Origin of the sequence: Thermohalobacter berrensis, assembly GCF_003609645.1 — a bacterium.
Taxonomy (GTDB): Bacteria; Bacillota; Clostridia; order Tissierellales; family Thermohalobacteraceae; genus Thermohalobacter; species Thermohalobacter berrensis.
This window is the reverse complement of record NZ_MCIB01000014.1, coordinates 1-26,465: the sequence shown is the minus strand read 5'-3', so window position 1 is coordinate 26,465 and position 26,465 is coordinate 1. Positions and strand designations below refer to the sequence as shown.

Sequence of the window (26,465 nt, the reverse complement as noted above, 5' to 3'; positions counted from 1 at the left end):
ACATTAAAAATAGTTTATTAAGGTGAATTAAAAAGAGTGAAAGAACTTAACATATCTAGTTATTTTACTAGTAATTGATAATATATGGAGATTTAACTTTAAATTAAGAATGATTTTATAGAAAACTTAAACCTCTTAATTTTTGATATATTAAAAATTAAGAGGTTTTTATATGTTACTATATATAAATTTATATATAGGTTTTATATAAAAACCAGAGAAGTTAAAATTTTTTTAGTATAAAACTAGGAAAAATATATTTAAAACGGGACAAATACTAAATAAACTAACTAGAAACTAGGGGGAGTCATTGCCCATATAGAGATACAGGGTTTGTCACCTATATTAATATATCTATGAGGTGTTGAGCTGTCTAAGTAAATACTATCGCCTTCTTCAAGGATATAATCTTTTAGCTCCGTCTTAATTAATAATTTGCCTTTGATCACAATTCCACATTCCTCACCTTCATGTTGTATCAATTCTTTAGTAGTAGAATCTCCGGGTTCAATAGTTATATAAAGAAATTCAATTTTTCTATTTAAATCTGGTACAAGTAATTCATATATTGCATTTGAGTTTGCAGTAATAATTTTTTTCCTTTGATCCTTTCGTACAATTGGATTAATAGGTACTTTATTTTTTTCATTAAAAAAGTATCCTATAGAGACATTAAGACCTTTGGATATTTTCCACAAAGATTCTATTGAAGGAACTACCATATTTCTTTCTATTTGACTAATTAAACCTGTGCTTATGCCACTTTTTTTTGACAAATCAGAAATACTCATATTCATTGATTTACGAAGGCTTCTAATTTTTGAACCTATATTTATTTCCATTTTAATCACTCCCAATATTACAAAATATAAAAAATATTTTTAACCTTTTAGTTCATTTTACCACATAAAAAATAATAGTTGAATAAGTATTATACTATTATAATTCAATATAATGAAATAAAATTAAATATATTGAAAAATTAGAAAAAATTTATTATAATTTAATATATAAATAAAATTCAGAATTATTAGAAATTTAAAAGGGGGAATTGTTATGTCTAGTGGTACACTAATAAGTCCTGATAATACTTGGGTATTATGGGCTATATTAACAGGATGGGCTGCTATTAGTATTTGGCTTGAGCAAAATTATAATTGGGCTTCTAAAATAACTGGGGCTATAATTGCTTTAATAGGAGCTATGGTTTTAGCTAATCTAAAAGTTATTCCAACTAGTGCACCAGCATATGATCAAGTTTGGAGTTATGTAGTTCCTTTAGCTATACCACTTCTTCTTTATAAAGCTAATGTAAGAAAAATATGGCGTGAAAGTGGACGTATTTTAATAATATATCTGATAAGTTCCGTAGGTACAATGTTAGGTGCTTTTATTGGTTTTTTCCTTCTAAAAAATTTTGTTAGTTCGTTGTATAAAGTAGCAGCAATGATGGCCGGTTCGTACATTGGAGGAGGGGTTAATTTTGTTGCTACAGCTGATGCTTTTAATGCTCCTGGTGAATTAGTTTCAGCAGCAGTTGTAGCTGATAACCTTCTTATGGCATTGTACTTTTTTGTTTTAATTGCTATACCTTCAATAGGATTATTTAGAAAATTATATAAACATCCACATATAGATGAAGTTGAAAGAAAAGGAAAAAATGATAAAGGTAAAACTTTAGCAGCTTCATATTGGGGAAGAAAAGAAATATCTTTAAAAGATATTGCCTTTGCTGCTGGATCAGCTTTTACAATTGTTGCCGTTTCAGGTGAAATAGCTAGTTTTTTAGGCAGTATTATTCCTACTGGTAATTTTATAACTGATTTACTAAATGGAATGTTGGGAAACAAATATTTAATTATGACTACTTTAACGATGTTACTAGCTACTTATTTTCCACAATTTTTTGGTAATATAAGGGGTGCCCAAGAGTTAGGAACATTTTTAATATACATATTCTTTGTTGTAATAGGAGTCCCTGCATCAATACCATTAATCATTTCAAAATCTCCTTTACTTTTAGTATTTTGTACAATAATGGTATTATGCAATATGTTAGTAACTCTAACTTTTGGTAAACTATTTAATTTTGATTTAGAAGAAATGTTATTAGCATCTAATGCTAATATTGGAGGGCCAACTACAGCTGCAGCAATGGCTATAGCAAAAGGGTGGACTAAACTTGTTATTCCAATACTTTTAGTAGGAACATTAGGTTATGTTATAGGAAATTATTTTGGTATTTTCATGGGAAATATTCTTCAAGTATTATAAACTGCATATTGAAAGTAGAGGTGGAAGGCTATGATATTTGATGCCCATGCAGATATATGGACAGATGTTGCTATAAAAAGACAGAAAGGACAAAACAACATAATAAAGAAATATCATATAAATAAATTTAAAAAAGGAAATATAAAAGGAGGAATATTTGTAATATGGGTAGATCCTCCTCATGACAAAGAGCCTAGAAAAAGGACATTAGAAATAATAAAGAATATGGCTGTAGAAATAGTAAATAACCAAGATATATTAAAGGTAGTAAGGGAATATAGTGATTTAAAAAGGGCAGAAGATGAAGAAAAATTAGGAGTAATAATAGGAATAGAAGGATTAAGTGGAATTGGAAAAGATGTAGATTTGATAGATACATTATATTTACTAGGCTTAAGACATGCGTCACTTACATGGAATGAAGAAAATGAACTGGCAACAGGGGTAAGTGGAAATCCTAATAGGGGACTTACTAAATATGGGGTTAATGCAGTAAAAAGACTTGAAAAACTAGGAATGCTTGTAGATGTATCCCATGGAAATGAAAAAACATTTTGGGATATATGTGAGGTTACAACAAAGCCAATAATAGCTTCACATTCTAATTGTAAAGCATTGTGTAATGTCCCTAGGAATCTTACAGATAAACAATTAAAGGCTATAGCCGAAAAAGACGGAGTAGTAGGTATAAACGCATTTAGAGAATTTGTCCATACTAATGAAGATAAACAGAATATAGAATATTTAGCTAATCATATTGACCATATGGTAGAAGTAATGGGAATAGATCATGTAGGATTTGGTTTCGACTTTTTTGAATACTTAGAGGAAGATACTGTAAGTTCATTTACTAAAGGAGGAGGGGTTGGAGCTAAAGGAATTGAAAATATTACTAAAGTAGGTGAACTTTTAAGCATATTAGAAAGTAGAGGTTATAGTAAGAATGATTTAGATAAAATAAAATATATAAATTTTTACAAAATAATCAAAGAAATACTAAAATGATAAAGATAATAGCAAATAGACTAGTTTATATATAATAAGACCTAAAGTTGCTTGTAACTTATGAAGTAGTATAAAAATATAAAATTAATTTAGAATTAAAATCTTCTTTAATATGTGAAGAATAGACACTATTTTCATATATATAAAAACTGAATAAAATTAAAGTTTTTAAATTTAATAATTAATAACTACCCCCTTTTTACATATAGATTAAATATAAGCTTGTAAAAAGGGGGATTTTTATGGAAGAAATTGCGTTCAATGAATATAAAGAATGGTACATTAATGAGTATAATAAAGAAGTTTATAGAATAATAAAAGTTTCAAATACTTATCCTGTATTGTTAAAATTACGGGAAGCCTGTGAGAATAATAAAGAAATACCATATAACCTACAAAAGAGAAGAAGAGGACAAACCTTTTCTGATTATATAGAAGAATTATGTAAGAATCTAATAAGATTTAATAAAAAAATATATCAAGAACATAGTGGAGATATTACCCGTCATAAAGTATTAAAAAAATATCCTGATTCTTCTATTGAACAAATATTATATAATGACTTTAAACTTATTTTTTTAAAGTCTGATACTGATTTAATAATGTTAAATTATTTTCCTAAAAACATTAAAGTTTCTCGAGTAGTGGATTTTGAAATAGCTAACTTTAGAAAAAATAGAGCAATTCATGTAAGAAAATTAGAAATAGAGGGTAAAGTATACAAAACTATAAATACATATGATGCTTTTGTACCATTTGCTGATTCAATGGGAGAAGAACCTAATTTAGGTTTAAACGACCCATTTTTTGAGGCTTTCCATAAATCATTAAAAAGAGAAGGAATAATAACTTCTAATACAAGTGGATGTTGCTGTAATTATGAGTTTGATTCATTATTAGATCTATTAGACCTTATGATATTAGGACAAATTTTTTACTACTATATACTCAATAACATAATAATAATAAATGATTATGGAATAAGGGAAAAGGAAACTGAGTATGAAGTAGAAAGTTCAGAAGAAGAATATTTAGAAGACATATTTTCTAGAGTTGAATCTGGAGTAACAGGATACTGTAGTATTTGTGGCAATGAAGTTTATGATGGAGATAGTCTTTGCAGTATATGTGCAAACAATATAGACTAATTCATATTATGATAAAATATAATATAAAGAATGAAATATAAAAAGCAGGTGGAAAAATTATGAGTAATGAAGAAAAAAGAATACCTAAACCAATAGCTTGGCTAATTATTATAGGGGTAAATATAATAGGGTTATTTTTTATATCAATTTTTACTTATTTTTTTATCTTCTCTTCCAATAATGAAAATGAAGAAATTGAGAAAGCTCTTTTTAATAATACAAATAATGGCTATGAGGAAAATATAGATGCTAATAGACAAGAATTAAAAGAGATTAATAATAATAAAGACAAGCAATCAATAGGCAATAAAACTAAAGATAATGCTAAGAAAGATACTGATAATAAAACAGAAAGTAATGAAGAAGATAAAAGCTTACCTAAAAGGACTAATGAAAATAAAAAAGAAAATAGTATATATGATGTGATAAAAGAAGCCCTTATTACAGGCAAAAAAGAGGTTGATGTTTCAGACTTTCCAGAGGGCAAATATAGTAAAAGTGTATTTGAGGTAGTAGAAAAGGTTGTTATTGAAAATCCTGAAGTACTATACTACAAAAGTGCAGAGTATTGGAGTAATGGAATACTTAAATTTGAATACAGTAAAGATAAAAGTACAATTAATAAACATTTAAATGTACTTAAAAAAGCAAAAGATGAAATAATAAGAGAAATAATAAAACCTGATATGTCTGATTATGAAAAGGTAAAGGCTATACATGACTATATAATAAATAACTCTAAATACGATAGTGTTAACTATAATAATAACACTATTCCCCCTGAATCCTATTCAGCCTATGGAATATTAGTAAAGGGTACAGGGGTATGTGAAGGTTATGCAGAGGCCTTTAAGTTAATAATGGATGATTTAGGAATTGAATCTATAATTGTCTCTGGAAGGGCAGGTAATCAAGACCATGCTTGGAACATAATTAAATTAGATGGAGAATACTATCATATAGATTTAACATGGGATGACCCAGTTATGGATGATGGTAGTGATGTACTAAGGTATGATTATTTTAACTTGTCTGACAAACAAATGAGTAAAGACCATATTTGGAACAGAAGTAAATATCCATCCTGTAATGGTATAAAGTATAATTATTACTATTACAATGATATGGCTGTTGAAAATTATAATCAGTTTTATAATAAAATTAAAGATGCTTTACTAAATAATAAGAGTAAGCTAGAGTTAAAGATATTAAATTATAATAGTAAAATATATGATATCCCTAACACTATACAAGATATTGCAAATAAGAACTATAATATTGATTTTCAGGGATATAAGTATAGTATTAATGATAGTCAAGGAATAGTTAATATAGAGTTTATAAAGTAAATAAGGGGGATATATATGATATTTGATGCTCATGCGGATATTTGGACCCATGTAGCTATTAAGAGGGAAAGAGGACATAAAAATATTATAAAAAATTATCATTTAGATAATTTTAAAAAAGGAGAAATAAATGGGGGAATTTTTGTAGTATGGATTGATCCATATAATGAGGATTCTAAAAAAAGGACTTTAGAAATAATTAAAAGCATGTCAGTAGAACTATTAGAAAATAAAGATATACTAAATATTATTAAAGGCTGCAAGGATATAGATAAAGCAGAAGTTGAAAAAAAGTTAGCTGTTTTAATTGGTATAGAAGGATTAAGTGGGATTGGTAAAGATATAGATTTAATAGATACATTATACTTATTAGGTTTTAGACATGCATCACTTACATGGAATGAAGAAAATGAACTGGCAACAGGGGTAAATGGAAATCCTAATAGGGGTCTTACTAAATATGGGATTAATGCAGTAAAAAGGCTTGAAAAACTAGGAATGATTGTAGATGTATCCCATGGAAATGAAAAAACATTTTGGGATATATGTGAAGTTACAACAAAGCCAATAATAGCTTCACATTCTAATTGTAAAGCATTATGTAATGTCCCTAGGAATCTTACAGATAAACAATTAAAGGCTATAGCCGAAAAAGACGGAGTAGTAGGTATAAACGCATTTAGAAAATTTGTCCATACTAATGAAGATAAACAGAATATAGAATATTTAGCTAATCATATTGACCATATGGTAGAAGTTATGGGGATAGACCATGTAGGATTTGGTTTCGACTTTTTTGAATACTTAGAAGAAGACCCAGGAGAAGGATTTGGAGCAAAGGGAATTGAGAATGTAACTAAGGTTAATAATATTATAGAAATACTAAGAACAAGGGGCTATACAGAAGAAGATATTGAAAAAATAAAGTATAAAAACTTCTATAGAGTAATAAAGGAAGTTATGGGATAAATAAATTGTAAAAAAACTATAGTAGAAAAGGTGATATTGTGAAGATATTAGTTGATGCAGATGGATGTCCAGTAAAGGATATAACAGTAAAGGTAGCAAAGGAGTATGGTATTCCTATAATTATGGTTGTAAATACAAGTCATATTATAGAAGATGGATATTCAGAAACAGTAATTGTTGGAAAAGGAAAGGATTCGGTAGATATAGCCCTTATAAACAAGGTTGAAAAAAATGATATTGTTATAACTCAAGACTATGGAGTTGCTACGATGGCACTTTCAAAGGGTGCTAAAGCATTAAATCAAAATGGACTTGTATATAATAATGAAAATATAGACAGACTATTATTTCATAGGCATTTATCGGCTAAGGTAAGAAGAGCAGGTGGTAAGACTCAAAATACAAAGAAAAGGAAAAAAGAAGATGATGAAAACTTTGAAAAGGCTTTAAGGGAATTAGTTACAAATTGGACATAATGAATTTTTTTTGTTATCATAGAAAAAACTATTAAAATAAAGGAGAGTTTTGTTTAATGGAGGAAAAAAAAGTTTTAGCAACAGTTAATGGTAAAGAAATTACACAAAATGATGTAAATTCTTTAATGCAAAGCCTAGGACAGCAGAGGGCTATGCAATTTGCTTCAAAAGAAGGACAAAAGAAATTATTAGATGAGTTAATTAATCAAGAATTATTTTACTTAGATGCTATTGACAAAGGTTTAGATGAAGAAGAAAAATTTAAAAAACAGCTTGAACAAACTAAAGCAAATCTTCTAAAGCAATATGCAATAACAAAGTTTTTAAAGAAAATAACTGTTGATGAAGATGAAGTAGTAAATTATTATAATGAAAATAAAGAACAATTTAAAAAACCTGAATCAGTAAAGGCAAGTCACATATTAGTTAAAGAAGAAGAAAAAGCAAATGAGATATTAAATGAGTTAGAGTCAGGTCTTAAATTTGAAGAAGCTGCTGAAAAGTATTCTGAATGTCCTTCAAAATCTAGAGGAGGAGATTTAGGATATTTCACAAAGGGTAAAATGGTTCCAGAGTTTGAAAAAGCAGCTTTTAGTATGGAAAAAGGTGAAGTAAAGGGACCTGTAAAAACTCAATTTGGGTATCATATAATTAAAGTAATTGATAAGAAAGAAGAAGGAATTAGTACATTAGATGAGGTTAAAGGAAGAATAAAGCAACATCTAATGGCAGTAAAGCAAAATGAAGCATATCAAAACAAAGGAAATGAACTTAAGGAAAAATATGAAGTTAAAATAAATGAATAAGATATAAAGCGGCCATTTGGCCGCTTTTATTTTTTATATTTTGATTCAAATTACTGATAAAAAAGGTAAAAAAGGGTAACATATAATTAACAGAAAAAGAAAATTAAGGGGGATAATTATGGATAGGAAAAAATTACAAGAAGAATTTAAAGATGAGATTGGTTTCATACCACCTGGAGTTATGGTTGCAGAGAAGCTTGGAGAAGATTTTCAAAAAATAATTACAGAATATCATCATGAAATTTGGGGTGAGGGTGTAATACCTCTAAAATATAGATATTTAATTGCTTTAGCTACAGCAGTTTTTGATGAAAATGAAAAAAGGGCAAAATTAGAGATGAACAAAGCAATAAAATATGGAGCTACAAGGGAAGAAATATTAGAAGTATTGAAGCAACAAGTTTGGATGAAGGGCGCACCAACATTAGTTCAAATAGCTCCATTAGTTAAATATATGGAGAGTAAATTTGAAAATAAGTAAGCGGCACATGCCGTTTTTTTAATATATAGAAAATTGTAAACAAATAAAAAGTGTGGATAACATATAATTTTCGTCATGTGTTTCAAAAAAGTCAACATTCAGAATCTTTTATTTTTATATAGAAGACTTTTTTATAAAAAACAAAAAAAGATGAAAAACTAAATGACAAAAGACAAATAAAAGGAGTGGAAAGATTTGTCAGAAAAAATTGTCATTGTAGGAAACGGAATAGCTGCAATAACAGCTATAAAGTCAATAAGACAGATTGACACAGTAAGTGAGATACACTTATTTGGTGATGAAAGATTCTATCCATATAATCGAGTAGCTTTATCAAAGGGACTAATTAATAAATTAGAAGAAGATAAAATACTACTTCAGAAAAAAGATTGGTATAAAGAAAATAATGTAAATCTTAATATAGATACAAAAGTAGTATCTATAAATACTGATAGAAGGGAGGTAGAACTTTCAAAGGGAACAAAGGTTTCATATACTAAACTTTTATTGGCAAATGGAGCTAAAAATAGGGTGCCTCCAGTAAAAGGTATCAATAAGAAAGGTGTTTTAACTTTAAAAACATTACAGGATGCCCGAAAGATAATTGATGAAATAAAGGATATGGAAACTATAGTAAATATAGGGGGAGGAATACAAGGTTTAGAGACAGCTTGGACATTATCTAAGCTTGGTAAGAAAGTTATAATTGCAGAAATTTCAGAAAGACTTATGCCCAAGGAACTAGATAAAAAGGCATCAAAAATATTAGAAAGAGCTATTAAAAACCATAATATAAAAGTTATGCTAAATACAGAAGTTAATGAAGTATTAGGTGAAAATAAGGTTAAAGGATTTAAAACAAAAGATGGGATTGTTATAGAATGTGATGGTGTTGTTTATTCAATAGGCATAAAACCAAATATAGATATTTTAGAGGGAACAGGAATAGAAACTAATTACGGAGTTATTGTTAATGAAAAAATGGAGACTAATGTTAAAGATGTTTATGCTGCTGGAGATGTTGCTGAATATGATAATAACATTTATGGATTATGGAATATTGCAATAGGACAGGGAAAAGTTGCTGGCTACAACATGGTAGGGAAAGAAGCCATATATGAACATATAGTACCAGTAACAAGGTTAAGTGCCTTTAATCTTTCACTATTTTCAATGGGAGATGTAAATGAAGCTGATGCATCAGAAATTTTAGTAGAAGATAATTCAGAAAAAAATAGTTATAAAAAAATTTTAATAAAAGATAATAAGGTTATAGGAGCAGTAGTAATTGGAAATATTAAAAGTTCACCAGTATTAAAGAAAGCAATTGAAAATGAAACTGATTTAAGTGGAATTGACTATAAAAATATGTCTATAGATGAATTTGTAGATACACTAAAGAGCAAAAAGAGAAAGCTTATTATGAAATAAAAAATAAGGGAGTGTGAATTAAATGTCAGAAGTAAAGTTTTGTGAAAATAATTTCGCCCAAGGAGTTGGGGATGTAAAATTGAAGGTAGAAAATGAAATGGATAATGTTAATGTTGAGGTAGAGCCTTGTCTTGGCTATTGTGGAGATTGTGCAATGGGACCATTTGCTTTAGTAAATGATGAGTTTATTCAAGCAGATACTCCTGAAGAATTATATGATAAGATAAAACAAGAATTAGAATAAGTTTAAGGGACCACCTGATGGTGGCCCTTTTATTATGTGACTCTAATCACTGCCCTATTTACATATATAATGTAAAGTTAAATTGAAAGTAGAAAAAGGGAGTGATTAACTTGTTTAATATAGTTGTGCTAAAAAGACAGCATGAAGACATAGACAAAATAGTAAATAATATTTTGGATACTATAAAAAAGAATAAAGTTGAGGAAAAATCTAAAGATATTTCAAAGGATATAAGTATTTTGGCAGGTAAATTAAAAATACATCTAAAGGAAGAGGATAGATGGCTTTATCCTAATATAGCAGAAAGTGATAATCCTAAATTGAGAGAATTCCATAAAACTTACAAAAATGAAATGGAGAATATATTTGATTTATTTATGTCCTATAAGGCTAAATATAATACTAAAAGTAAAATATTATCAAATGTAGATAAATTTATAGAAGAATCAAAAAAAGTTTTAACTATTTTAATGAAGAGATTAGAAAAAGAAAATACTGAACTATATCCAATTTTAGAAAATAGCTAAAAGTATTACATAAAAATAAGCGGCATATGCCGCTTATTTTTAATTTAATCCTAATTCTTTACGTTTCTTTTCAATATGGTCTTTATAAATTTCAATTGTCTTTTCAGCATCCATTTCAACTACTACTTTACCCAGTCCTAATTTTTCTGTAGTTTCAGTTAAGGTTTTAACAACAACATCACTACCAGTAATAGAAGGAACAGGTGCAACATGTACTAACCAACCTAATGCTACAGCAGTACAAGCATCTGCTACTGCCTTTTGCTCAAGATATTCAGGGGCACCTATAACTAGTGGTAATTTATTTGTATCAACATCTAGTGCATCTGCTATTTCTTTAGCAGTTTGAGTCATTTTACCAATATCTACACAAGCACCATATGTTAATACTGGTGGTATTCCAAGTTGCTTACAAACTGCCTTTAACCCTTCTCCAGCTTCATCTGCAGCTTTAGGATCAGTAAGTCCTGTGTATTCCATTACTGCTGAAGTACATCCACCAGATAAAACTAAAATGTTGTTTTCAATTAAACCTTTTGCAATCTTGAAGATATTGCTTCCACCTTGACCATACCTTGCAGTTGTACAACCTACTATTGTTGCTATACCTCTTATATTACCATTAGCTATTTGATCTATTAGGGGTTTAAAGCTTCCACCTAATGCTTTTTTAACAGATTCGGTACTGAAACCAACCATACAATCAGATGTATGTGGAGGAATATATACTTCTCTTCCTGATGCCTTACGTTCTTTAAATCCTTCAATAGCCATATTTAGAAGTTTTTCAGCCTGTTCTTTCATTCTTTCAGGTACAAAGTCTAGGGTTTCAGTTCCCTGTAGTTTTATTACTGGATGGGTACTTACTAATTTAGTACCAAACTTATCAGCATATAAAGGAAGGGTCGGAACTGTACAGTTATAGTCAAACATAAATAGGTCAACTGCACCAGTAGCTAATAGATATTCTTCTGATAACCATTCACCCTCTTGTCCTCCATATGCCACTTGATTATGTGTTCCACTATAGTTAATCATCTGCTGTCCTTCACATACATGACCAAGTATTTGTATTCCGTTTGCCCCAGCATCTTTAGCCTTTTGTTGCCATTCATCAGTTGAAGCTAAATCTAAAGCAACATGGGCTACAAGTGGCATATGACCGTTTGTTACAATGTTTACCATGTTTTCTTTAAGAAGTCCCATATTTTGCTTTTTCTTTTGAATCTCTTGTGTTCCCATTAAAATTTCCTGAAGTATATCTAACATAAATAAACCTTGATATTCATTTGCTACACCAAGACGAACACTATTTAATAAGAATTCAACTGGATCTGATCTAAAGTTTGTCATACAGCTTGTTTGTGCATATGAAACCTCACTATATCCTCCACCAGGGAATAAGCCTAATCTTTTCCATAATTCTTTACGCTTTGTAGGCGCAAAGGCTTCTACTGTTTTTGATGGTATATGATAAGGACTGTGAATATCATTCATAACCCAATCTGCAAATTCTACTGCTAGAGTATCTATAGGTTTATTTGCATCAAGTCCTGCCATATCGGCAAATTTCCTTAGTTTTTCTGGGTCTCTAATTTTAAGTCCACTTTCAGGGTGCTGTCCTGCTGCCTTTAAAGTTCTTGCAGCCTGATGGGCATGGAATATGTTTGCAGCTGTACCTATGGTTACATGCCTATACATGAAGTTTCTTGCTACCATAGTATGGGCATCAACACCACATACTCCTCTAGGTACCTTTGGTGTTATACGACAAGGACCATTTGCACATAATTGACAGGATAGACCTTCTACACAAAACTTACATTGAATAGGTTGTTGCTGACTAAATCTGTCAAATACGTTTGTCATATCAGAATTATGAACAACTTGATACATTTCTCGCATTGCCGGGTCTAATATAACGTTTAGTGGATATCCATCTTTTGATTGGTCATCCTTTTTTATGTGTTCCCTTTGCCACTTATGGACCTCTTCCATATTTGGCGATTTTTCAATATTATCATAGTTTACCTGTTTACTTTCAAAGGCTTTTTGGTTAATATTTGGGTCATTAAAATCCTCAGGGGTAAGTTGAGAACCTAAGGTTTTATTATCTCCCCTCATTCTCTCAGCACTCTTTTTATAGGATTCTTTTACACCTTTATTTGACAATTGACTACCTCCTTTTTTCTAGTTTTAGCTATTCTATTCTATTTTATTTTTCCGTAAAAAAACTTCACTTATTCTTTATTAAAAAAACTGTTTTGTTTAAAAAATCACAAAAAAATTAAAATGTGACATAAATCACAGTATGTCTATATGAATTGTTATATATTTATTTATGTAATAAGACATGAAAGGGAGGACAGAAGATAATGTTTGGACTATTTAAAAATAAAAATAATAACGAAGTAAAGAAAACTAATGAACCTAACCCAATGTTCTGTTACCAATGTGAACAAACCCCTATAACTGGATGTACTAAATTTGGTGTATGTGGTAAAAACCCTGATATAGCTAGTCTGCAAGATATAATTATCTTTGGTTTAAAAGGTGTTGCCGCTTATGCTACACATGCTAGAGAATTAGGATTAGAGGATGAAGAAGTAAATAAAATAACTCATGAAGCACTTTATACTACACTAACAAATTCAAACTTTAATCTAAAAGAGCATATTGATATGGCAATGAAGGTCGGACAAGCTACAGTTAAAGTAATGGATTTACTAGATAAAGCACATACATCAAAACTTGGTGTACCTCAACCTGTAACAGTTTCTCAAGATAAAGTAGAAGGACATTCAATACTTGTTACAGGACATAATCTACATGCCCTACATGAACTTCTAAAGCAAACAGAAGGAAAAGGTATTAATATTTATACTCACTCAGAAATGCTTCCAGCACATGGTTATCCAGAATTAAAGAAATTCCCTCACTTAAAGGGAAATGTAGGTAAAGCATGGTATGACCAAAGAAAAGTATTTGAAAGCTTCCCAGGGGCAATTTTAGGTACTACAAACTGCTTAATGCCTATTAAAGGAAGCTATGCTGATAGATTTTGGAGTTATGGAACTGCTGGATTAGAAGGAGTACAGAAGATTGAAAATGATGACTTTACTCCTATAATTGAAAAGGCATTATCATTACCAAAGGCTAATATTAAATCAGATAAAACATTGACAACAGGATTCCACCACAATACAGTATTAGATATAGCACCAGAGATTGTAGATGCAATTAAAGCAGGTAAAATTAAGAGGTTCTTTGTAATTGCTGGTTGTGATGCTCCTACTAAAGGTAGAAATTATTACAGAGAATTAGCAACTTCATTACCAAAAGATTGCGCGATCCTAACAACATCCTGTGGTAAATTTAGATTTAATGATGTAGACTATGGTACAGTACCAGGAACTGATATACCAAGATATATTGACCTTGGACAATGTAACAACTCAGGTTCAGCCGTTAAAATTGCTCTGGCTCTAGCTGATGCATTTGACTGTGATGTAAATGACTTACCAGTTTCAATTGTTCTATCATGGTTTGAACAAAAAGCTGTAGCAATCCTTCTAGGGTTATTCAGCTTAGGTGTGAAAAACATGTATATTGGTCCAAGTGCACCAAAATTTGTAACACCGGGAGTACTAAAAGTGTTACAAGATACTTTCAATCTACAAATGATAAGTGGAGATGCTAAAAAAGATTTAGAAAAAATGATGGGATAAAAAATATAAGCGACCCTGTTGGTCGCTTATATTTTATGTCTTTATAACACATATAAAATTATAAACAAATAAAAACTGTGGATAAAATATAATTTCCGTTATGTGTTTCAAAAAAGTCAACCTTAACAATCTTCTATTTTTAATAGAAGACTTTTTTATTATGTAAAGTTTGGGTATACTATATGATAAATGGAAGGAATGTAAGGGGGAAAAGAGATGAAGCACGGATGCTTAAATTGTAGGGGAGAAACGTGTACTAGGAAAGTTTCTATTTTTTCAGCCCTTTCAGATGAAGAATTGAGAGAAATAGCCTCTATGATAGTTAGAAAAAATTATGAAAAGGGAGAAACTATATTTCTAGAGGGAATGGAAAGTAATACCTTATATATTGTAAATAAGGGTAGAATAAAATTATTTAAATATACAAAGGATGGAAAAGAGCAGATTTTACATATATTATCTGAAGGAGAGTTTTTTGGAGAATTAAATCTCTTAAAAAAAGGAGAATATAGCTTTAATGCACAGGCTGTTATTCCAACTAGGCTTTGTACTTTAAGTAAGGAAAAAATAAGAAAAATTATATTAGAAAAACCAGAAATAGGTCTTAAAATCTTAGAGGCAGTAGCTAGAAGGTTATCAAAATTAGAGACATTGGTAAAAAATCTAGCCACTAATGATGTAGATGCAAGGGTAGCACATTTACTATTAGACTTAAAAGATGAATATGGAAGGGTAACTGTAGAGGGTATAGAGATTAATCTCCCATTAACTAGAGAAGATATGTCGAATTATACTGGAGTGGCTAGGGAAACTATTAGTAGAAAGTTAAAGAAATTTGAAGATGAAGGAATTATTAAATTAGTAGGAAATAAGAAAATACTTTTATTAGATGAAGAAGAGTTAGAAAAGTATACAGTTTAAGTATTTTTTATTTGACCTAAATCACGGATTTTTTATGGATTAACCTATATAATGGAATTAACAAATAAAATTAAGGAGGAATTATAATGCCAACACTTCAAAAAAAATTTAATATAGATCAAAAGGTTGGAGAAATAGTAGCTGAGTTTCCCAAAGCTTCAGAAATCTTTATGGAATATGGAATAGATTTCTGCTGTGGAGGTAATAGATTATTAAAAGATGCACTAGAAGAGAAAAATTTAAATAAAGAAGAAGTTCTTAATAGGTTAAACAAAGTATATGAAGAGTCTGTAAACAAAAAGATTAAAGAAGTTGACTGGAGATTAGTAAAGATGTCAGATCTAATAGACCATATAATTGAAAAACATCATACTTTTATGAAAAAAGAACTACCATCTACATCTAAACTACTAAATAAAATATTAAAGGTTCACTATGTTGATAGTGGAGAGGTTCTATCTAAACTCCATAAATTATTTAATAGCTTAAAAGCTGATATTGAACAGCATCTTGTAAAGGAAGAAGAGGTTCTCTTTCCACTTATAAAAGAATATGAAAAGAAGCCATCTAAAGAGCTTCTAAATAAAATATTTAAGGTTATGAATGAAACGGAAGATGAACATAATACAGCAGGGGATATTCTTAAGGAAATGAGAAGAATAACTAATGATTATAAAGTACCTGAAACAGGTTGTAAGTCATTTGAATTAACCTATGAAAAGCTTGAAAGTATAGAAGCAGACCTATTTAGCCATATTCATTTAGAAAATAATATTTTATTTGAAAGGCTAAAGGAAGAGAAAGATAAAATAAATAAATAACAAATATGGAGGTGTTAAAATGGATTCTATAACATTAATGATGGAGGAACATAAGGTTATAAAAAGGGTTTTAAAAGCCATTAGAAAGTTATGTATTAAAGTTTTAAATGATGAAGAGATAGATTATGATGTATTTCATAAAATTATAGACTTTGTGAGAAACTATGCAGACAGACATCATCATAGCAAAGAAGAGGATATTCTATTTAAAAAGATGACAGAGGAATTAGAAGTTGAAAATCCAATCTTAGGCATGTTGGCAGAACACGATTTAGGCAGACTCTATATGAGAAACTTAGAAGAAGCAGTAGAAAGGGTAAAAAATGGAGATATGGATTCAAGGGTAGATGTTATAGCTAATGCAATATCATATACCGACTTATTACACAGACATATAGATAAAGAAGATAATACAATATATAAGTTTGGAAAGGAAAAACTAAGTAAATCTTCATTACAAGAGGTAGAAGAGAAAAGCAAAGAGGTTGAAAAAGAGGCTGAAGAAAAGGGAGTACAACAAAAATATTTAAGACTTGCAGAAGAAATAGAAAAAATAGCAAATAAATAAAAAAACATCTGGACTTAAAATCCAGATGTTTTTTTATTTATTTAATTCTTCTAACAATTTATCTAAATCAATACCATGAACATTGGCAGCTTCTTCAAGAGTCTCCATTTGTGAAGAAGGACAACCTAGACAGCCCATGCCAAAGCCCATTAAAATTTCGGCAGCTTTAGGATTTTGTTTTAAAATCTCACCTATTAACATATCCTTTGTAATTTTCATTTTAAAACCTCCTTAAATTCTCTTAATTTCATGTACTAGTATCTTCCTATCATCTATTTTATCTATTTTAAATTGATAGTCAAAATCTGGATTTGCATTTCTTATAAAATTGGATATCCATATTTCACGCAATTCATAAAGAATGTTTATATCTCCTTCTACTTCTTCCCAGTAACCTTTATGAAGACAATTTACTACCTTCCATTGAAGTCTATCGTTTTCTTCTATAGTTATATTATTTACATTATCACATGGCATACCATCTAAAATATAGTTATTTAATGCCTTGTAAAGGGAAGGAGCTGTTGAAACATCAAGTTCCTTGCTAGCCTCTTTTCCACATCTAATAGCTTGGTCTTTATAGCTTTCTTTTACAATATTTAATCCTTTATCTCCAAATTTCTTAATTATTTCAGTTATAAGTGCCGCCTGTCTAGTTTCTGCAATATTAATTTTATTTTGAAGCCAGCCATGGATATTATTAGTATCAATCAATTCATCTAGAGGTTTATCTTCAATAGGGTTTCCAATTTTATTTCTTAAATCTGATACTATATCAGATATGTTAGCACTAAGTTCTTTTTCAATATTTTCAACTATTTCATATTCTAATTTCTCATAAAGTTTAATCTTATTAAATAACCAAAAGTGTATTGGTGCTAAAAATCTACTCATCTAATCATCTCCTTGTAAGATGTGTTGTTTATAATTGTTGGGTGTTTATGTTAAGTATCTCACTTAAATTATATAAGATTTAAAATTGTAAAAATATGATTTGAATCACATTATAATGAAAAATAAGGCACAAAAAAGTGCCTTATTTTTATAAAGTTTCTTGACCTTCATCCCAGTCAACAGGACATGCTGCGCCTGTTTGGCAAGCCTTAAGGGTTCTTAACACTTCTGTTACACTTCTTCCAACATCAAGATTGTTGATAGAAATATGCTGTACTACGCCCTCTGGGTCTATTATAAAGGTACCTCTTAAAGCAATACCACCGGCTTCATCAAAGAAAACACCATAGGATTTGGTTACTTCTTTATCATAATCGGCTAACAGTGGATAGTCTATCCCACCTAAGCTTTCAATCCAAGCTTTATGTGTTGGAATACTGTCTGTATTAATACCTAATACAGCTGAGTTTAATCGCTTAAAATCATCTAATCTACGATTAAACTCTGGAACCTCTGTACTTCAGACAGGAGTGAAGTCTAGTGGATAAAAGAATAATACAACCCATTTACCTCTATAATCCCTTAAAGAAATATCTTTATCATGGGTACTAGGAAGTTCAAATTCTGGAGCATGTTGTCCAATTCTTACCAAAAAATTTCCTCCTTTCACACTTTCTTAGTGTTAGTTTTATCATTAACTTTCCAAAATAAACTTAAAATTTTAGGTAAAATAGAAAACTTTTAAAAATCAGTACTAAAAACATAGTCTATTTATTTGATAATACTATCTTTTTTGTATTTATTTTGTTTTTATTTGAAAAACTAAAATGAGAAAAAAATAAAGAAGGTGATACTATGGATGAAAGGTTTAATGATTTTCAAGCTAAGAGAATGGAAATCTTTAGGGAATTAGTAAAAAAAAGATGGAAAGGACAATTAAAAAATGAAGATTTAGAGGGACTAGTAAATAAAATGAAGGATAAGTATAACTATAATGAAGGAGATATACCTTTTGTTAAAAACCATATTAGATTAGCCATGGGACTTAATCCTAGAAGGGATACAGAGTTTTCAGATGAACTAAAGGAAGTAAGAGATTTAAACTGTGTAAAAGGTCCTGTAGTTACTAAAATAGATGGAGTATGTCATTATTGTGGTGAGAAATTTGAAGAGAGTGATTGCTATGGTTCATGTAAATATGAAGCACAGGTTTATAAAAGGAGTAGAGGTCCTGTAATTGTTAATAATAAATGCTTAAGCTGTGGTAAGTGTGTTACTAGTTGTTCCTTTGGAGCTATAGCAGATAAAATAGAGTTTATGCCATTAGTTGACTTTTTAAAAGATAAAGATACTGTTGTTTTTGCATCAGTAGCACCATCAATAGTAGGACAATTTGGAGATAATATTACAATGGGACAGTTAAGGACTGCATTTAGACTTTTAGGCTTTAAAGATATGGTTGAAACTGCTCTATTTGCAGATATTCTTACTATAAAAGAAGCCCTTGAATTTGATGAATTGGTAACTACTAAAGATGACTTTTTCCTAACTAGTTGCTGTTGCCCTGTATGGATAAATCTTACAGAAAAGAATTATCCTAAATTATTTGAACATATGTCTCCTTCTGTATCACCAATGATAGCTTCTGGAAGGATATTAAAGAAGCTATATCCAAATTCAAAAGTAGTTTTTATAGCACCATGTATTGCTAAAAAAGCAGAAGCTAAGGATGAAAGGTTAGAAGGAGCCATAGATTTTGTTCTAACCTTTAGGGAGATGGAAGAGATTTTTAAAGCTTTAGATATAAGATTAAAGGAATTACCAGGAGATGAAAAGGACCAAGCATCCTTTGGAGGTAGAGTATATGCTAGGACAGGTGGAGTAAGCTTTTCTGTTAAAACGGTTGTAAACAGGCTTGCACCAAGAAGACTTATTAAATTTAAAGCTAAAAAAGTAGATGGTGTTAAAGACTGTAAAAAGATATTAGATGATATTTCAAATGGTAAGGACATAGGAGCAAACTTTATAGAAGGTATGGGGTGTGAAGGTGGATGTGTAGGTGGACCAAGGACCAATATTGATAAAGATAAAGCAACCAATATCGTAAATGAATTTGGAGAAGATTCCCTTATAATGACTCCATTTGACAATATGAATGTAGTAAAAATATTAAAGGAATTAGGATTAAAGCATATAGAAGATATAATTGGAGATAATGAGGCAGCTAAAATTTTAACAAGGGATGTAAAAAAATTAGTTCATTGATACTACTAATTTCCAGGGAAATAGCTAATTAGAATTTAATATTTCTCATTAAAATAGATATATTAGGATATACTAACCTTGAGGTGATAATGTTGATGGACAAAGGAAAGAAAATAAAGTCAATAATACCTATATTTATCTTTATACTTTTAATAATAAATTTATTTGGCTGTAGCCCTAAACAAGAAAAGCCAATGGTAAAAAAAGAGTCAGAGGAAGTACCTAAGCCTTTAAAAACCATAGAAAAAAGAGTAGAAGATACTATTAGTGAATTAGAAAAAATACAGGAAGAGAAGAAAAAGCCTGAAGAAAAACAAAATAAACAAGAAGAAAATCAAAATAAACAAGAGCAAGGAAATGAAAAACAAGATAAGCAAAACCAACAGGGAGGACAACAAAATCAGCAAGGTAAACAAAATCAAGGTCAACAACAGAGTAAACAACAAACAAAGGAAGACAAGATTAAGGGAATGTGGGATAGTATTAACGAAAAAGTTACCAAAATACATACAGATTGGAACACATATGAAATAACTGCAATAAAGGATGGAGCAAGTGAAGAAGATATAAAGGGCTTTGAAAAAACTTTAAATCGACTTACAGTAAATGTTGAAGCAGAAAATGAAATGGGATCTTTAATAGAAGCAAATAATATGATTTTTTATTTATCTAAGTTTCTAGACTTATATAAAGGAAAGCCTGATGGAGAAATAATGCGATTAAAATTTTCAATAAATAAAGTATATTTGTATGGTCAGATGAATGATTGGGAAAAGGCTAATATGGCTTTAAAAGAGATAGATTCAAGTTTAGGTAGGCTTAGGAAAAAAATTAAATTAGATAAAAAAGATAAAGGAGAAATGGATAAACTTGAACTATCAATTGAAGATTTTAAGAATGTAGCTAAGATGAAAAATGTAGAGCTTTTAAAAATAAAAAGAGATGTAGCTATTGAAAATTTGAACAAAGTAAGGGAAAAGGCATCACAATCTTAAGTGTTAACAGCAAACAGTTCACTCCCTTATATTTACATTTTAACCTTTAATTTTAATTTTCTATCTAGAAGAAATTGACTTCTAGATAATTTTTTGGCAAAATTATAACTAAAAAAACACGAGGAGGTGAGATATTTTTAGGAGTCGAAATCTTCTGAATATTGCCAGATGTTAAAAACGATGGAAAGGGGGGAGATTAGATGAATTCTGCAGTACTATTAATTCTTTCTGTTGTTTGGTTTGCTATTTCTTATAAGTGGTATGGGACTAAGATGGAAAGAAAACTAGTAGAACCTAATGATGATAATCCTACTCCTTCAGTAGCTTTACAAGATGGTGTAGACTACTATCCAGGTAAAGCCGGGATTTTATTTGGACATCACTTCTCATCAATAGCAGGTGCTGGCCCAATACTTGGCCCAATAGCAGCCGTAGCCGCATTTGGATGGGGTGGAACTATATTATGGATATTTTTAGGTACAGTCTTTATAGGTGCAGTTCATGACTATTTATCACTTATGGTATCAGTAAGATACAAAGGTCATTCTATTTCACAGGTTGCTGAAGAAGTAATAGGAAAAAGGGCAAGAAATCTATTCTCAGTTTTCCTACTTATTACGTTAATACTTATCGTTGCAGTATTTGGATATGTTGCTGCTAATACATTAATGACAACTCCAGCAGTAGTTATACCTACATTTGGAATAATACCATTGGCTATGTTATTCGGTTATTTAGTATATAAGAGAAATGTAAATATTGTAGTTGGGACTATTATAGCAATATTAGGTTTATTCTTACTAATTTATTTAGGATATTTATTCCCAATATCAGCTCCTTTTACTGGAAACGCTGCTTTTGCATTTTGGTTTGTACTTTTAATGTTATATGGACTTATAGCGTCAGTATTACCTGTTTGGATGCTTTTACAACCAAGGGACTATATATCAAACTGGGTATTAATTATTGGATTAACAATAGGTGTTATAGGAACATTAATTACTCACCCACCTATTAATGCACCAGCATTTACAGGATTTGTAAATAGTGGCAAGGGACCACTTTGGCCAATGCTATTTATCATGGTTGCATGTGGTGCAATTTCTGGATTCCACTCAGTAGTAGGTAGTGGTACAACATCTAAGCAGCTAGCTAAGGAAACTGATGGTAAAAAAGTTGGCTATGGTGCAATGCTTGTTGAGAGTGTTCTTGCAACACTAGCTTTATTAACAGTTAGTGCAGGATTATTCTGGAAAGCACCAGCTGGTATGGAAGAGTTTGCTTTATTTGAAATATTAAATAAAGGTGGGGCTATTAAAGCATTTGGTGTAGGATATGGTAGACTAGTTGAGCCTCTACTTGGAACATTCGGTATGTTATTTGGTGTTACAATGCTTAAGACATTTGTTATGACAACCCTTGATACAACTATCCGTCTAGGAAGATTCGTTACAGCTGAGCTTTTAGGTCCAAAGATTCCTGTACTTAAAAATAGAATGGCAGGTTCATTATTTATAGCAATACCAGCGTTCTATCTAGGATATACAGGAACTTATGGAATCATATGGCCAATGTTTGGAGCTGCTAACCAGTTAGTTGCAGCATTAGCATTATTAGTTGTTACAGCATACTTAGTGGGAGTTAAGAAACCAACTAAGTATACACTTTATCCTGCAGTATTTATGATTGTAACAACAATTGCAGCATTAATATATCAAGGATACAATCACTTGTTTGGAGTAGAGCCTAACTATGTGCTAGGAATAACAGCAATAATATTAATAATATTAGCTCTTATTGTTGGTAAAGAGGCTAAACAGATACTAGACTTAGGTAAAGCCGATGATGCTGATTTAGTAAAATCATAAAATAGATTAAAAATACTGAGGGGCATTTAGTCCCTCAGTATTTTTTTACCTACGTTCCACTAACCACCAAAAACTGCATTTAAAAAGCAATTGACAATGGACAATTGAGAATTTATAGTTAGAAAAAATTTAAAACAAAAATAAATTGAAATGCTAATGGAGCTAATGATTTATTAAACCAACCACTATCCACTAAACACCAAAAACTGTTTCAACCGTTGTTGATGGATTTGTAATACATTTCATTTGGAATACTAAACTACTACTTGACAATTAATGGAGAAAAAATTACAATAAAAAGTGAATGAACATTCATTCAGAGGAGGAGTAGTATGGAAAAAAAAGAATTAATAAGACAATGTGCAATAGAAGTAATATCAGAAAAGGGATATCACAATACTACGATAAAGATGATTGCGGATAAAGCTAATGTTGCAGTAGGAACTATATATAATTATTTTAAAAATAAAGACGAAATAATCGACTATATTTTTAGAGTTGAACATGATAAAAGGGTAAAATTTTTAAAAGACATTGAAGATAATAATAAGCATATATCAGAAAAGATAAGTAAGTTTTTGGATTTCCACTTTGAACAGTTAAAAGAAAATCCGAAGGTTGGTAAAGTATTAATACAAGAGAGTATGATGCCAAATAGACGTTCAATTGAAGGAGTAAAAAAGTTTTTAAATGACTTACCAATTATATTTACAAGTATGTTAAAAAAGGCAAAAGAAAGAAATGAAATAAGAGAATTAAATTATGAGCTGGTTTCCCATGTTATATTTCATGCTATAAGGGGAGCTGTTTATAGGGTTGAGTCAACAAACGATATTTTAAAGGATTATGAAATGACTAAGAAAGAAGTACTTCAATTTATTCTAAAGGGTATAGAAAAATAATTTTTTTTAAGAATAAGTGAATGAACATTCATTCAAAGGAGGGGTTTTATGACCACAATAATTTTGATTTTAATAGCGGTTATTTCTTTGTTATGGTCATTTATAAAAGATAAGGCAAAAACTAAAAAAACACTTAAAATTTCTACTAAATTGTTTAAAAATACTTTTTCAGAAGTCTTTTTTATAATGGCACTAGTTGCTTTATTTTTAGCGTGGATTCCACAGTCAGTAATAAAAACACTTTTAGGAAGCTCTAATGAAATATTTAGTATTCTTTTAGGAGCAGCCATTGGTACTATAACGATTATTCCAGCCTTTGTTGCTTTTCCACTTGCAGGATCATTATTAAAAAGTGGTTCAAATTTAGTGGCAATTGCTGCTTTTTTAACTACTTTAACAATGGTAGGTTTTGCCACAATGCCTATAGAAATAAAATATTTTGGTAAAAAATTTACTCTTATTAGAAATGGAATTAGTATTATTGCAGCTATATTAATCGCCTTTGGGATGGGAGTGATATTATGATAAGTACAAGTAGTATAAAAAAACATAGATTAAAAATTGTTACAGTAATTTTATACCTTTTTACATTAGTGGTTAATTCAGAAATATTCTTTACTGCAATTAAAACAACAGCAGGTTACTTAAAAGAGATGTTTCAGATCCTTCCAGCAGTTTTTATAATTTCTGGTCTTATAACAGTATGGGTTCCTAAAGAAGTAATAATTAAGAACTTTGGTAAAGAGTCAGGTTTAAAGGGAAAATTAATATCTGTATTTATAGGTTCTATATCTGCAGGGCCAATATATGCAGCCTTTCCAGTAGCATTTTCACTTTTAGGAAAAGGGGCAAGTATATCTAATATAGTTATAATAATAAGTTCATGGGCAGTTGTAAAAGTGCCAATGATGATAGTTGAGAGTAAGTTTATAGGTTTTCAGTTTATGATTATTAGAGGAATTTTAACTGTTCCGGCTATTATATTTATTGGGTATATGGTAGAAAAGTTAATTGATAAACAAGAGATAATTAAGGATAATGGAAAGGAAGCTAAGGAGAGTAATTTAGTTATAAAAGTTGAAAATAGACTACCACAATATAACTGTGGAGGATGTGGATATGATAGTTGTAGAAAATTTGCTGAAGCTATAGTAAAGGGAGAAACAAAATTAGAAAAATGTAGTATAAGTAGTGAAGAATTGAGAAAAAAGATTACTAATATACTAAATAATAATAGACAAATAGAGTTAACTAATTGATTTAGAAAAATTAAAATTGTAAGAGGAATTTATAGAGCTTTGAAGAATATAATTATATAGAAAAAAGAATATCAAAAAGTTATAGGTGCCTTAACTATATAGGTTAAGGATAATAGGGAATGGAGTGAAAATCTCCAGCGGTCCCGCCACTGTAAGGGGGAGTCTTTATACATTATGCCACTGGCAATGAAATTTGCTGGGAAGGCGTATAAAGGCTATGAACCTAAGCCAGGAGACCTGCCTATAACTTTTTACGGTCATGAATGATGGTAAAGTTCATGGTCTATTTGTTATATGCAAATAGATCATGAACTTTTTTTATTGTGTAAAAAGGAAATAGGAGGGTATCTGAATGGACTTATTAAATCAAACTGTAAAAAAAATAGGTAAGCTTGATGATGAAATTATGGAAAAGACAAGAAAAAGAGTAGATAATCTTATTAAGCCAATAGGTAGTTTAGGAAAACTAGAAGATATAGTAGTTAAATTATCGGGAATAACTAAAAAGCCTTTTCCAAAGGTAGATAATAAAGCAGTAATAGTATTTGCAGCAGATCATGGAGTATATGAAGAAGGTGTTGCAGCCTATCCTCAAGAGGTTACTGTTATACAGACACTTAATTTTGTAAAGGGTGTAACTGGTGTATGTGCACTTGCTAAGCAGGCTAGAGCAGATGTAATACCTGTTGATATTGGTATTAAAGAAGATGTTAAGGAAGAAGGAATTATAAATAGAAAAATAAAATATGGGACAGATAATATGGCTAAAGGTCCTGCGATGAGTAGAGAAGAAGCTATAAAATCTATAGAAGTTGGAATAGAAATAGCAGAAAAGGAAATTAAAAAAGGAAGAAATCTACTTGCAACAGGGGAGATGGGAATATGTAATACTACTCCAAGTTCTGCAATAGTATCTGTAATTGGAGGATATGCCCCTATAGAGGTTACTGGTAAGGGAGCTAACTATCCAGAAGATAAGCTATTACATAAAGCAAGTGTAATAAAAAGGGCAATTGAAATAAACAAACCAGATCCTGAAGATGGAATAGATATTCTATCAAAGGTTGGAGGATTAGAAATAGGGGGAATGGCAGGAGTAATGCTTGCAGGGGCCGCAAATAGAGTTCCAGTGGTAGTTGATGGATTTATATCTACGGCTGCTGCCTTAATAGCTTATAAAATAGAGCCAAAGGTTAAAGATTATTTAATTCCATCACATTTTTCAGCAGAAAAGGGTGCTATTAAAGGTTCTAAATTATTAGGATTAAGGCCAATGCTAGATATGGATATGAGACTTGGAGAAGGCTCAGGTGCAGTTTTAGCCTTTAATATTGTTGAAGCAGCAGTTTATATGAATAATGAAATGATTACGTTTGAAGAAGCTGGAATAAATGTATAGAAGCAATTGACAATTAACAATTAAGATCAGTTAATAGTTAGTAGTCTGTAGTTAGTTCAGGGCTGAATATATTCAGCCCTTTCATAATGTTGAGGGATATTTTTAAATTCTAAGTAAATTTTTAAAAAAAGATAT

At 30.1% G+C, this 26,465-nt stretch carries 27 protein-coding genes and 1 riboswitch; of the genes, 22 read left to right on the top strand and 5 right to left on the bottom strand.

The window, feature by feature from the left end; genetic code table 11:
* Positions 1–290: 290 nt before the first annotated feature.
* On the bottom strand, positions 291–842 hold the full coding sequence (locus BET03_RS07770) for a cupin domain-containing protein (protein ID WP_120169035.1): 552 nt from the start codon (positions 840–842) through the stop codon (positions 291–293).
* A 214-nt stretch (positions 843–1,056) separates the two neighbouring features.
* Here BET03_RS07770 and BET03_RS07765 point away from each other — a divergent pair, with 214 nt between their 5' ends.
* The 11 genes from BET03_RS07765 (at position 1,057) to BET03_RS07715 (ending at position 10,710) form a co-directional block, all read left to right on the top strand.
* A complete protein-coding gene (locus tag BET03_RS07765) occupies positions 1,057–2,274 on the top strand; it encodes a DUF819 family protein (RefSeq protein WP_120169033.1) in 1,218 nt (405 codons plus the stop codon).
* A 30-nt stretch (positions 2,275–2,304) separates the two neighbouring features.
* Positions 2,305–3,279, top strand: coding sequence for a dipeptidase (locus BET03_RS07760; RefSeq protein WP_120169031.1), 975 nt, complete (start codon positions 2,305–2,307; stop codon positions 3,277–3,279).
* Between the two features lie 242 nt (positions 3,280–3,521).
* On the top strand, positions 3,522–4,427 hold the full coding sequence (locus tag BET03_RS07755) for a hypothetical protein (RefSeq protein WP_120169029.1): 906 nt from the start codon (positions 3,522–3,524) through the stop codon (positions 4,425–4,427).
* A gap of 59 nt (positions 4,428–4,486) precedes the next feature.
* A complete protein-coding gene (locus BET03_RS07750) occupies positions 4,487–5,776 on the top strand; it encodes a transglutaminase domain-containing protein (RefSeq protein ID WP_120169027.1) in 1,290 nt (429 codons plus the stop codon).
* A 15-nt stretch (positions 5,777–5,791) separates the two neighbouring features.
* Complete coding sequence (locus BET03_RS07745) at positions 5,792–6,745, top strand: dipeptidase (RefSeq protein WP_120169025.1); 954 nt, start codon at positions 5,792–5,794, stop codon at positions 6,743–6,745.
* Between the two features lie 38 nt (positions 6,746–6,783).
* Complete coding sequence (locus tag BET03_RS07740; protein WP_120169023.1) at positions 6,784–7,221, top strand: YaiI/YqxD family protein; 438 nt, start codon at positions 6,784–6,786, stop codon at positions 7,219–7,221.
* A 56-nt stretch (positions 7,222–7,277) separates the two neighbouring features.
* Positions 7,278–8,027 (top strand): peptidylprolyl isomerase, encoded by a 750-nt coding sequence (locus tag BET03_RS07735; protein WP_120169021.1) that lies wholly within the window; start codon positions 7,278–7,280, stop codon positions 8,025–8,027.
* A gap of 118 nt (positions 8,028–8,145) precedes the next feature.
* A complete protein-coding gene (locus BET03_RS07730; protein ID WP_120169019.1) occupies positions 8,146–8,508 on the top strand; it encodes a carboxymuconolactone decarboxylase family protein in 363 nt (120 codons plus the stop codon).
* A gap of 195 nt (positions 8,509–8,703) precedes the next feature.
* A complete protein-coding gene (locus BET03_RS07725; protein WP_120169017.1) occupies positions 8,704–9,939 on the top strand; it encodes an NAD(P)/FAD-dependent oxidoreductase in 1,236 nt (411 codons plus the stop codon).
* Between the two features lie 22 nt (positions 9,940–9,961).
* Positions 9,962–10,183: a YuzB family protein gene (locus tag BET03_RS07720; protein ID WP_120169015.1), complete on the top strand. Its 222-nt coding sequence runs from the start codon at positions 9,962–9,964 to the stop codon at positions 10,181–10,183.
* 110 nt (positions 10,184–10,293) lie between these two features.
* Positions 10,294–10,710 carry a hemerythrin domain-containing protein gene (locus BET03_RS07715; RefSeq protein WP_183108780.1) on the top strand — a complete coding sequence of 139 codons (417 nt, stop codon included), beginning with the start codon at positions 10,294–10,296 and terminating at the stop codon, positions 10,708–10,710.
* 39 nt (positions 10,711–10,749) lie between these two features.
* Here BET03_RS07715 and cooS read toward each other — a convergent pair whose 3' ends face one another.
* Positions 10,750–12,882, bottom strand: coding sequence for an anaerobic carbon-monoxide dehydrogenase catalytic subunit (cooS, locus tag BET03_RS07710; RefSeq protein WP_120169011.1), 2,133 nt, complete (start codon positions 12,880–12,882; stop codon positions 10,750–10,752).
* A gap of 203 nt (positions 12,883–13,085) precedes the next feature.
* Here cooS and hcp point away from each other — a divergent pair, with 203 nt between their 5' ends.
* The 4 genes from hcp (at position 13,086) to BET03_RS07690 (ending at position 16,748) form a co-directional block, all read left to right on the top strand.
* Complete coding sequence (gene hcp, locus BET03_RS07705) at positions 13,086–14,438, top strand: hydroxylamine reductase (RefSeq protein ID WP_120169009.1); 1,353 nt, start codon at positions 13,086–13,088, stop codon at positions 14,436–14,438.
* A gap of 216 nt (positions 14,439–14,654) precedes the next feature.
* Positions 14,655–15,359 carry a Crp/Fnr family transcriptional regulator gene (locus BET03_RS07700; protein ID WP_120169007.1) on the top strand — a complete coding sequence of 235 codons (705 nt, stop codon included), beginning with the start codon at positions 14,655–14,657 and terminating at the stop codon, positions 15,357–15,359.
* An 86-nt stretch (positions 15,360–15,445) separates the two neighbouring features.
* A complete protein-coding gene (gene ric, locus BET03_RS07695) occupies positions 15,446–16,180 on the top strand; it encodes an iron-sulfur cluster repair di-iron protein (protein ID WP_120169005.1) in 735 nt (244 codons plus the stop codon).
* Between the two features lie 19 nt (positions 16,181–16,199).
* Positions 16,200–16,748: a hemerythrin domain-containing protein gene (locus BET03_RS07690; protein WP_120169003.1), complete on the top strand. Its 549-nt coding sequence runs from the start codon at positions 16,200–16,202 to the stop codon at positions 16,746–16,748.
* A gap of 33 nt (positions 16,749–16,781) precedes the next feature.
* Here BET03_RS07690 and BET03_RS07685 read toward each other — a convergent pair whose 3' ends face one another.
* The 3 genes from BET03_RS07685 to BET03_RS07675 form a co-directional block, all read right to left on the bottom strand.
* Positions 16,782–16,967 (bottom strand): DUF1858 domain-containing protein, encoded by a 186-nt coding sequence (locus tag BET03_RS07685; protein ID WP_120169001.1) that lies wholly within the window; start codon positions 16,965–16,967, stop codon positions 16,782–16,784.
* A gap of 12 nt (positions 16,968–16,979) precedes the next feature.
* Positions 16,980–17,642, bottom strand: coding sequence for a hypothetical protein (locus tag BET03_RS07680; protein WP_120168999.1), 663 nt, complete (start codon positions 17,640–17,642; stop codon positions 16,980–16,982).
* 148 nt (positions 17,643–17,790) lie between these two features.
* Positions 17,791–18,294, bottom strand: coding sequence for a redoxin domain-containing protein (locus BET03_RS07675; RefSeq protein WP_120168997.1), 504 nt, complete (start codon positions 18,292–18,294; stop codon positions 17,791–17,793).
* Positions 18,295–18,497: 203 nt separating this feature from the next.
* On the opposite strand from BET03_RS07675, the gene BET03_RS07670 reads away from it, so the two are divergent.
* From BET03_RS07670 to cobT, 7 genes are all read left to right on the top strand, one after another.
* Positions 18,498–19,907, top strand: a complete 1,410-nt coding sequence (locus BET03_RS07670) for a [Fe-Fe] hydrogenase large subunit C-terminal domain-containing protein (protein ID WP_120168995.1) — start codon at positions 18,498–18,500, stop codon at positions 19,905–19,907.
* Positions 19,908–20,002: 95 nt separating this feature from the next.
* Positions 20,003–20,902: a hypothetical protein gene (locus BET03_RS07665; protein WP_120168993.1), complete on the top strand. Its 900-nt coding sequence runs from the start codon at positions 20,003–20,005 to the stop codon at positions 20,900–20,902.
* A gap of 200 nt (positions 20,903–21,102) precedes the next feature.
* Complete coding sequence (locus tag BET03_RS07660) at positions 21,103–22,770, top strand: carbon starvation CstA family protein (RefSeq protein ID WP_120168991.1); 1,668 nt, start codon at positions 21,103–21,105, stop codon at positions 22,768–22,770.
* A gap of 332 nt (positions 22,771–23,102) precedes the next feature.
* A complete protein-coding gene (locus tag BET03_RS07655; protein WP_120168989.1) occupies positions 23,103–23,672 on the top strand; it encodes a TetR/AcrR family transcriptional regulator in 570 nt (189 codons plus the stop codon).
* A 48-nt stretch (positions 23,673–23,720) separates the two neighbouring features.
* Entirely contained in the window at positions 23,721–24,197 is a 477-nt protein-coding gene (locus tag BET03_RS07650) for a permease (RefSeq protein ID WP_120168987.1), read from the top strand.
* Positions 24,194–24,931 (top strand): permease, encoded by a 738-nt coding sequence (locus tag BET03_RS07645; protein ID WP_120168985.1) that lies wholly within the window; start codon positions 24,194–24,196, stop codon positions 24,929–24,931. The genes BET03_RS07650 and BET03_RS07645 overlap by 4 nt, the downstream gene beginning before the upstream one ends.
* A 66-nt stretch (positions 24,932–24,997) precedes the next feature.
* Positions 24,998–25,190: riboswitch (cobalamin riboswitch) on the top strand.
* 93 nt (positions 25,191–25,283) lie between these two features.
* Entirely contained in the window at positions 25,284–26,330 is a 1,047-nt protein-coding gene (cobT, locus tag BET03_RS07640; protein WP_120168983.1) for a nicotinate-nucleotide--dimethylbenzimidazole phosphoribosyltransferase, read from the top strand.
* The last annotated feature ends 135 nt before the right edge of the window (positions 26,331–26,465 follow it).

What these genes read in the sequence shown, in the direction of transcription:
- BET03_RS07670 (WP_120168995.1), top strand. Translation starts at nt 18,498, where the DNA reads ATGGATGAAAGGTTTAATGATTTTCAAGCTAAGAGAATGGAAATCTTT.
- BET03_RS07755 (WP_120169029.1), top strand. Translation starts at nt 3,522, where the DNA reads ATGGAAGAAATTGCGTTCAATGAATATAAAGAATGGTACATTAATGAG.
- BET03_RS07650 (WP_120168987.1), top strand. Translation starts at nt 23,721, where the DNA reads ATGACCACAATAATTTTGATTTTAATAGCGGTTATTTCTTTGTTATGG.
- BET03_RS07770 (WP_120169035.1), bottom strand. Translation starts at nt 842, where the DNA reads ATGGAAATAAATATAGGTTCAAAAATTAGAAGCCTTCGTAAATCAATG.
- BET03_RS07700 (WP_120169007.1), top strand. Translation starts at nt 14,655, where the DNA reads ATGAAGCACGGATGCTTAAATTGTAGGGGAGAAACGTGTACTAGGAAA.
- BET03_RS07750 (WP_120169027.1), top strand. Translation starts at nt 4,487, where the DNA reads ATGAGTAATGAAGAAAAAAGAATACCTAAACCAATAGCTTGGCTAATT.
- BET03_RS07735 (WP_120169021.1), top strand. Translation starts at nt 7,278, where the DNA reads ATGGAGGAAAAAAAAGTTTTAGCAACAGTTAATGGTAAAGAAATTACA.
- BET03_RS07730 (WP_120169019.1), top strand. Translation starts at nt 8,146, where the DNA reads ATGGATAGGAAAAAATTACAAGAAGAATTTAAAGATGAGATTGGTTTC.
- BET03_RS07745 (WP_120169025.1), top strand. Translation starts at nt 5,792, where the DNA reads ATGATATTTGATGCTCATGCGGATATTTGGACCCATGTAGCTATTAAG.
- hcp (WP_120169009.1), top strand. Translation starts at nt 13,086, where the DNA reads ATGTTTGGACTATTTAAAAATAAAAATAATAACGAAGTAAAGAAAACT.
- BET03_RS07645 (WP_120168985.1), top strand. Translation starts at nt 24,194, where the DNA reads ATGATAAGTACAAGTAGTATAAAAAAACATAGATTAAAAATTGTTACA.
- cobT (WP_120168983.1), top strand. Translation starts at nt 25,284, where the DNA reads ATGGACTTATTAAATCAAACTGTAAAAAAAATAGGTAAGCTTGATGAT.
- BET03_RS07690 (WP_120169003.1), top strand. Translation starts at nt 16,200, where the DNA reads ATGGATTCTATAACATTAATGATGGAGGAACATAAGGTTATAAAAAGG.
- BET03_RS07765 (WP_120169033.1), top strand. Translation starts at nt 1,057, where the DNA reads ATGTCTAGTGGTACACTAATAAGTCCTGATAATACTTGGGTATTATGG.
- BET03_RS07655 (WP_120168989.1), top strand. Translation starts at nt 23,103, where the DNA reads ATGGAAAAAAAAGAATTAATAAGACAATGTGCAATAGAAGTAATATCA.
- BET03_RS07685 (WP_120169001.1), bottom strand. Translation starts at nt 16,967, where the DNA reads ATGAAAATTACAAAGGATATGTTAATAGGTGAGATTTTAAAACAAAAT.
- BET03_RS07660 (WP_120168991.1), top strand. Translation starts at nt 21,103, where the DNA reads ATGAATTCTGCAGTACTATTAATTCTTTCTGTTGTTTGGTTTGCTATT.
- BET03_RS07720 (WP_120169015.1), top strand. Translation starts at nt 9,962, where the DNA reads ATGTCAGAAGTAAAGTTTTGTGAAAATAATTTCGCCCAAGGAGTTGGG.
- BET03_RS07760 (WP_120169031.1), top strand. Translation starts at nt 2,305, where the DNA reads ATGATATTTGATGCCCATGCAGATATATGGACAGATGTTGCTATAAAA.
- BET03_RS07680 (WP_120168999.1), bottom strand. Translation starts at nt 17,642, where the DNA reads ATGAGTAGATTTTTAGCACCAATACACTTTTGGTTATTTAATAAGATT.
- ric (WP_120169005.1), top strand. Translation starts at nt 15,446, where the DNA reads ATGCCAACACTTCAAAAAAAATTTAATATAGATCAAAAGGTTGGAGAA.
- BET03_RS07665 (WP_120168993.1), top strand. Translation starts at nt 20,003, where the DNA reads ATGGACAAAGGAAAGAAAATAAAGTCAATAATACCTATATTTATCTTT.